The 7,286-nt window shown below is 45.2% G+C and carries 7 protein-coding genes; all 7 read left to right on the forward strand.

Features of this window, described 5'->3' with window-relative positions; genetic code table 11:
* Nucleotides 1–44: 44 nt before the first annotated feature.
* Genes ACI3UA_RS03170 through ACI3UA_RS03200 form a run of 7 tightly spaced genes read left to right on the forward strand, consistent with a single transcriptional unit; the run spans nt 45 to nt 7,028 of the window.
* Nucleotides 45–506 carry a TadE/TadG family type IV pilus assembly protein gene (locus ACI3UA_RS03170; protein ID WP_439723378.1) on the forward strand — a complete coding sequence of 154 codons (462 nt, stop codon included), beginning with the start codon at nt 45–47 and terminating at the stop codon, nt 504–506.
* A gap of 14 nt (nt 507–520) precedes the next feature.
* A complete protein-coding gene (locus ACI3UA_RS03175) occupies nt 521–1,936 on the forward strand; it encodes a CpaF family protein (protein WP_439723379.1) in 1,416 nt (471 codons plus the stop codon).
* Nucleotides 1,933–2,877, forward strand: a complete 945-nt coding sequence (locus ACI3UA_RS03180) for a type II secretion system F family protein (RefSeq protein WP_439723380.1) — start codon at nt 1,933–1,935, stop codon at nt 2,875–2,877. Before ACI3UA_RS03175 ends, ACI3UA_RS03180 begins: the two co-directional genes overlap by 4 nt.
* A gap of 12 nt (nt 2,878–2,889) precedes the next feature.
* Nucleotides 2,890–3,261 (forward strand): DUF192 domain-containing protein, encoded by a 372-nt coding sequence (locus tag ACI3UA_RS03185; RefSeq protein ID WP_439723381.1) that lies wholly within the window; start codon nt 2,890–2,892, stop codon nt 3,259–3,261.
* A gap of 1 nt (nt 3,262) precedes the next feature.
* Complete coding sequence (locus ACI3UA_RS03190) at nt 3,263–3,736, forward strand: GtrA family protein (protein ID WP_439723382.1); 474 nt, start codon at nt 3,263–3,265, stop codon at nt 3,734–3,736.
* 24 nt (nt 3,737–3,760) lie between these two features.
* Nucleotides 3,761–5,317 (forward strand): NAD(P)/FAD-dependent oxidoreductase, encoded by a 1,557-nt coding sequence (locus ACI3UA_RS03195; protein ID WP_439723383.1) that lies wholly within the window; start codon nt 3,761–3,763, stop codon nt 5,315–5,317.
* A 16-nt stretch (nt 5,318–5,333) separates the two neighbouring features.
* Nucleotides 5,334–7,028, forward strand: coding sequence for a hypothetical protein (locus ACI3UA_RS03200; RefSeq protein ID WP_439723384.1), 1,695 nt, complete (start codon nt 5,334–5,336; stop codon nt 7,026–7,028).
* Nucleotides 7,029–7,286 lie beyond the last annotated feature (258 nt).

A 7,286-nucleotide genomic window follows, 5' to 3' on the forward strand; every position in this document is an offset into this window, starting at 1 on the left:
TGATTGGTTATCATATTGACTTTTTATTGCAGGGAGGCAGTTGTATGTTGAAAAGACAGAAGGCACAGGGCATTGTGGAGTTTGCTGTGGTGTTGCCTCTTTTTTTGTTGCTTTCGATGGGAATTGTTTATTTTGGTCTTGCTTTCAGCGATTATTTAACTATGAGTAATACAGTCCGCAGTGTGGCCCATGAGGCATCCATGAAGAAGACTGATGATGAGTATACAAGCGTGATAAAGAATTGTTCCACCGGTGTTGTGCTGGTGAGCGATATCTATATATGGGAGCCTGTGAAGGATGATAATGTCAATACATCGTATTTGAATGTAAAGTACAATACCACTACTAAAAATGTCGATGTAACAGCTGAGGCAAAGTTTAATCCTGATAGCGCGATTGCTTATGCGGTAATGAACACTTTGGGGCAAAAAATCGGCAATGGCATGCAGATTAAGTACAGTATGTATTCAGATGTGAGGGCAAAGGCAGAAGCCTCCGGCAGCTAAAGGAGTGGTGAAGGGTGACACTATTAGAGAGATTGGGGCGTCCTAATCAGGAGAATACGCAGGTGCAGATTTTTACTGCCATGGCCTCTGATCCTGCCGAGGTAGTTGACAGTGCCTTTGTCAGCATCAAAAAGAAGGTGCATCAGCGGCTGGTGGAGGAAATGACACCCAGCGAGCAGATGATTCTGTCCGCTGTCCATCAGGATGCGGCGGCTGTGGAGCAGGTTATCAGCAGTTATCTGGAAAAGGTGCTGGAGGATGACCCTTTTGCGGTGCCGGTCAGTGAAAGGGCCAATGTTGTCTCGGAGCTGAGGGATGAGATGCTGGGACTGGGCCCGATTGAATCCCTGCTGAGGGATCCGTCTGTAACGGAGATTATGGTCAACGGCCCTAAGAAGGTGTTTGCTGAGCGCATGGGCAAGGTAAAGCTAACAGATGTGCACTTCCATGATGATGCCCACGTTATGAACATCATCGAGCGTATTCTTTCGCCGATTGGCCGTCATATTGACGAATCCACCCCGCTGGTGGATGCCCGTCTGAAGGATGGTTCCCGTGTAAATATCATTATACCGCCCCTGGCGCTGTGCGGCCCGTGCATCACTATCCGAAAGTTTGCGGAAAAAGCATTGTCCGTGGAAAATCTCATCAGTTTTGGCACCCTGAACCGCAAGATGGCCGAGTTTATCAAGGCATGTATTCAGGCTCGCGTCAATATTCTGGTATCAGGCGGTACCGGTTCCGGTAAAACCACCACGTTGAACGTCCTTTCTTCCTTTATACCGGAGAATGAGCGTATTGTAACTATAGAGGATGCGGCGGAGCTGAAGCTGCAGCAGGAGCATGTGGTAACGCTGGAGTCCAGGCCTGCTAATATCGAGGGCAACGGACAGATTACCATTCGCGATCTGGTGAAAAATGCCCTGCGTATGCGTCCTGACCGTATTATTGTCGGCGAGGTTCGCTCCGGCGAGGCGCTGGACATGCTGCAGGCCATGAACACGGGTCATGATGGTTCCCTGACCACCGCCCATGCCAATACACCTCGTGATGCCCTGAGCCGTCTGGAAACCATGGTGCTGATGGCGGGGTTTGAGATGCCGGTGCGGGCAATCCGCGAGCAGATTTCCTCGGCGCTGGAGCTGATTTTGCAGCAGTCCCGTCTGAAGGATGGTACCCGTAAGATAACCTACATTACCGAGGTACAGCACATGGAGGGTGATATCATCACAACCCAGGATATTTTTCGCTTTGAGCAGACAGGCATGGATGAAAACGGCAAGCTGACCGGGCACTTTGTGGCAACAGGCATGCAGCCGTCCTTCATGGAGAAATTTCAGGCCAATGGCGTCAATCTGCCGGAGGACTTCTTCCAGCCGGATGAGTATATTCCGAGAGATGATGAGGATACAAGGGGATATTTCAGATGATTAAAGGATTGTTTGCCCTGGCGGTTGCGGGCTTTGTCTTTTTGGCGCTGTTCGGTATAATCAAGTCGAAGATTGTACCGCAGCAGGAAATAAATGAGCGCCTGAAATCCATCGAAGAGGATGTTGCGAGAGCATCTGCCAGGAGAAGGTCGAAGAAAACAGAGGACGGGGTTACGCCTTTCCGTGAGCGTGTTATCGTGCCGCTGGAGAACAGCATAGGGCGGGCGATCACCAACATGGCGCCGGCGGAGTGGTCCAGAAAGCTTGAGAAAAAGATAGCTTCTGCCGGCAAGGCAAAGGTCTGGTCAGTGCAGATGTATGCTATATTCTGGGTGGTGGCTCTGCTGGCAGGGCTGTTTTTCTCCATCCGCTATGTCAGTCATGCCCAGCATCTGGCGGCGGTTCAGTCCATGATGGTGATACTTCTGGGAGTAGCCATGGGCGGCACTATTCCGTGGATGGTGCTGAGGATACTGACCCAGAAGCGGCAGAAACTGATTCTGAAACAGCTGCCGGAGGTGCTGGATCTGCTGTGTGTCAGCGTACAGGCCGGTTTATCCTTTGATGCGGCACTGCGCCGTATTGTGGAGCGCATGGAAGGTCCGCTGATTGAGGAGGCTGAACACATGCTGGATGATATCCGTATGGGCCTCCCTCGCAGGCAGGCACTGAAGCTGTTGGGGGAGAGGTGCGAGGTACAGGATGTCAACCTCTTCGTGACAGCGATTATACAGGCGGAGAGGCTGGGTACCAGCATCGGCAAAACCCTGAGCAATCAGGCGGTGAACATGCGTGAGCGCCGCAGGCAGCTGATTAAGGCGGAGGCCATGAAGGCCCCGGTCAAGATGATTTTCCCGCTGGTGCTATTTATCTTTCCGGCTATTTTTGTAATAGTTCTCATGCCGTCTTTGTTGTCCATGATGAAGAATTTCCTCAAGTGAGGGTCCTATGTTATGAAAAAAATTATTATGGCGAGAGATGGTCAGCAGCCTGAGCTTTGTGTTCAGGTTGCTGATACTTTTTTATCCAGGTTGCGGGGGCTAATGCTGAGAACTCCTAGCAGTCTGCCATTGGGAACGGGACTGTTAATTGCACCTTGTACCAGTATTCATATGATGTTTATGCGTTTTGCTATAGATGTGGTGTATGTGTCTGAGCAGTACGAGGTAATTAAATGTGTAAAAAATGTCCTGCCGTGGATAGGTATCAGTGCTTCTTTTGACAGGAAAGCCTGGGGAGTGTTAGAGCTGCCGAGGGGGTCAATTGAAAGGTTTTCTATCAGGAAGGGGCAGATATGGGAGATTGTGCACAAGGACGGATGGTAAAATGATGAAGAAAATAAAGAGATTATTACTTAATGACGGTGTGCAGGAGATGTTGCGCTATGGTATAGTTGGTGGAATCTCCTTTTTAGTAGATATAAGCTTGCTGTATTTTATGCGAGAGTATATTTTTCCTCATGGGCAGCTTGGTGTATATTATGCCACAATGGCAGGTTTTTTGGGAGGATTGACAGTGAATACGCTACTATCGGTGCAGTTCGTCTTCAGGCAGCAGGATGTAGTAGCAAGCAAGCGAGGAAAAAATGTCAAGGATATAATACAGATTTTTATTATTGGCTTTACGGGGCTATTGCTGACGGAGGCCGGCATGTTTGTCGGAACAGAGATATGTGCTGGCAATTATTTACTGGTGAAAGTCGTTGTTACCGGAGCGGTATTTGTTTGGAATTATCTTGGCAGGAAGTTTTTTGTTTTCAGGCCAAGTGATGTATTGGTTGAGGCGTTATCCGACAGGTAATTTATGCATATGGGAGATGTAATGATGGGAAAAAAAGCGATTATTATAGGTGCCGGGCCTGCCGGATTGACAGCGGCTTACTATTTGTTGAAAAATACGGATATACAGCCAATTGTTCTTGAGCAGGATGATGTTGTAGGAGGAATTTCCAGAACAGTAAATTTTGCAGGCAATCGTATGGATATTGGCGGCCATCGTTTTTTTTCAAAAAGTGGTGAGGTTACTTCTCTGTGGGCAGAACTACTTCCTTTGCAAGGCAGGCCGGCTTTGGATGATAAGATGCTGAACAGGAAATGCCAGTTGGCTGATGGTGGTGCTGATCCGGAGAAGGTGAATGAGGTTTTTTTGTTACGCCATCGCATTTCCAGAATTCTTTATTTGCGAAAACTGTTTTCCTATCCTGTTTCACTTGGAATTGATACGGTGCGTAATCTTGGGTTCAGGCGAATGCTGGGGATTTGTTTCAGTTATTTGGGTGCTATGCTGAGAAAGCGCCCGGAAAAAAATCTGGAAGATTTTATGATTAATCGGTTTGGAACACGGCTGTACGAAACTTTTTTTGAGAAATACACGGAAAAGGTGTGGGGGCGTCATCCGAAGGATATTGGTGCTGAATGGGGAGCGCAACGTATCAAAGGGGTATCGCTGAAGAAGGTGCTGACGGATTTCTTTCAAAGAGCTTTGAGGATGAAGTCGAAGGAAACGGAAGCATCGCTGATAGAGAGTTTTCAATATCCTAAATATGGACCTGGGCAGCTCTGGGAAAAGATGCGGGATGAGGTTTTGCGTCTTGGTGGTGAGATATACATGTCTAGCAAGGTTGTGAGGTTGCTGTCAGATAGCTCCTGTGAGAGGCTGACAGGTGTGGTTTTCGAGAAGGATGGAGAAATACAGGAGCTTTCAGCAGAGTATATTATTTCCAGTATGCCGATAGCCGAGCTGGTGGATGCAATTCCGAATGATATGCTGGATAAGGATGTTAAGGATATTGGCAGAAATCTTCCTTATCGCGATTTTATGACAGCGGGTTTGCTGGTGGATAGATTGGAACTGAAAAATCGGACTAAGCATCCTACATTGGGGAATATTGTGCCAGATTGCTGGATTTATGTGCAGGAACCAGATGTTAAACTGGGAAGAATACAGATTTTTAACAATTGGTCTCCGTATCTGGTAGAAGACCCGTTAAAAAAGGTATGGCTGGGACTGGAATATTTTTGCCAGAAGGGTGATGACCTATGGCAGATGAAGAATGAGGATTTTCTTGCTTTTGCTGAAGATGAGCTAAAAAAAATCGGGGTTATCAGGGACGGCTGTGTTGAAAAGGGCTGTGTAGTGCGTATGGAAAAAGCCTATCCGGCTTATTTTGGTACATATAAGGATTTTCCTAAGCTGCAGAAGGCTCTGGATGAAATTCCAAATCTGTACTGTGTAGGACGTAATGGGCAACATAGGTACAACAATATGGACCATTCCATGCTGACAGCTATGGCTGCAGTACAGGCAATATCATCTGATTCCGCTGATAAAACTTCGGTATGGGGGGTAAATACGGAAACGGATTATCATGAAGTGAAGTAAAAGGAATACGTATGTTATGAAAATGATGTCTATAAACGAAGAAAAGTTAAAAAATGCTTTTATGTTTGTGTCCATGTTTTTGGGCGTCGTATTTTTGGTTGGTTTGGTAGATAATGATGCCTGGTTTTTGATGAATAGCGGCAGATATGTAGAAGCATTTGGTATCCCGCATATTGAGCCGTTTACAATTCACGAAAATCTGCATTTTGTTATGCAACAGTGGCTGTTCGCCGTGGGACTGTGGAAAATATACACATTATTTGGCATACATGGAATCATGGCTTTTTCCGTGGTTGCCGGGATTGTCCTGATATATTCCCTTTATCGCCTTAACTATCTGGTCAGTGATGGCAATAAAGATACAGCCTGTTTTCTGACATTTTTAATAGGAGTACTTATTTGTCTGGTGTTTGTGCGTCAGCGCCCACAGGTGGTTTCCAGCTTGGTTTTTATTTGGGAAATATATTTTTTGGAAAGATATAAGCCAGGAAACATAAAGAAAGTAGCTGCGGTATTTTTTGCATTTTCTGTACTTTTGATTAATGTACATGCTGCTATGTGGCCGATGCTGTTTGTTTTCATGCTTCCATATTTGATTGAATCAATCGTGGGGGAGAAAGCAACCTCGTTTGCAATGCGAACAACAAGCTGGCATTGCAAAGAGTTGGCTGTGCTGGCTGTGACTATATTTGTGGCGGGCTTTGTAAATCCTTATGGTACAGAAGCTATGATGTACACTGTTCATTCCTATGGCTATGATGAGATAAATCTAGTTGTAGGGGAAATGAAGGCATTAGGGATTCGCTCATTTTATGGCATGCCTATTATAATTATGTTTATTCTCGCTGTAGGATACAGCAGGATTAAAACACCTTTGCGTTATATTTTGCTTAGTGCAGGAACGGCGCTTATGGCTTTTTTAGCTTTGCGAAGCGTATTTTTGTTTCTTTTGTTTGGGGGTATGTCATTAGCATATTTTATGAAAAACTGGCAGGGAGTAGAACTAAAACTGGACAATAGCCGTGAAGCTGTACAAAAGAGAAAATTGTTACTGATGATGATGGCTTTTATGGATGTTTATGTTATCCATAAAAGGTGGGATATATTTTCTGGTATGTTCACGCTGTCAGATATAAAAAATGCAGTTTTGTTATTTTTGATGTTTTTTATAGTACTGACTATTATTTTTTCAATACTATATATGAAAAAACATCGTAGCATGTGTACAGTTATGCTCGGGTTTTCGTTAGTTGGATTTGTACTTGCGCCGTTATTTTTTGACATGATTTCAAAACCTGTAGTACCTAGAGGATTGGAGGCATCTGCCAAAGTGATTTTGGAGCAAGGGAATAAAGAGGACATTGTTTTGTGGACAGGGTATAATGATGGATCTTATATGGAATTCCATGGTGTGCGATGTTATCTTGATGCCCGGGCAGAGATATTTATGCCGGACATTAACAGGAAGAAGAATATCCTAAATGAATATGTTTTATTGCTGGCAGGCAATATAGATTACAGGGATTTTGTACGCAGATATAATTTTACTCATTTTCTAACTACGACAAAGGATCCTTTATATGAAAGTCTGAAGCATGATGATAATTATATATTAATTTTTGATTCGTTGAAGGAAGGAATTGATGACAGTATAGGTGAAGATGATCCCTATGCGGAGTATTATCGTGTTTATGCAGTGAAAAAGCAATGACTTTAAGTAGCTTCTTGCGAGTGCGGAGAAGGACATAAAAAAACGGCCGCCCATTTTAGGAGGCCGTTTTTTTATGTTCCCTTATTTTGATTTGTAAGGTTGGCAACAATCAGCTCTCCCAGCTGATTATGCCATCATCGTCGCTGTTGCCCAAGCTGACATCGTAGGAGGCATTGCCGCCGCCGGTAGTGGTAGTGCCGCCGGCACCGCCGCCGATGTTAGTCTGGTAATACCTGCCCTTGCCGGTGATTTCAATGC

This window comes from Anaerovibrio sp., assembly GCF_051866355.1.
Classification (GTDB): Bacteria; Bacillota; Negativicutes; order Selenomonadales; family Selenomonadaceae; genus Anaerovibrio.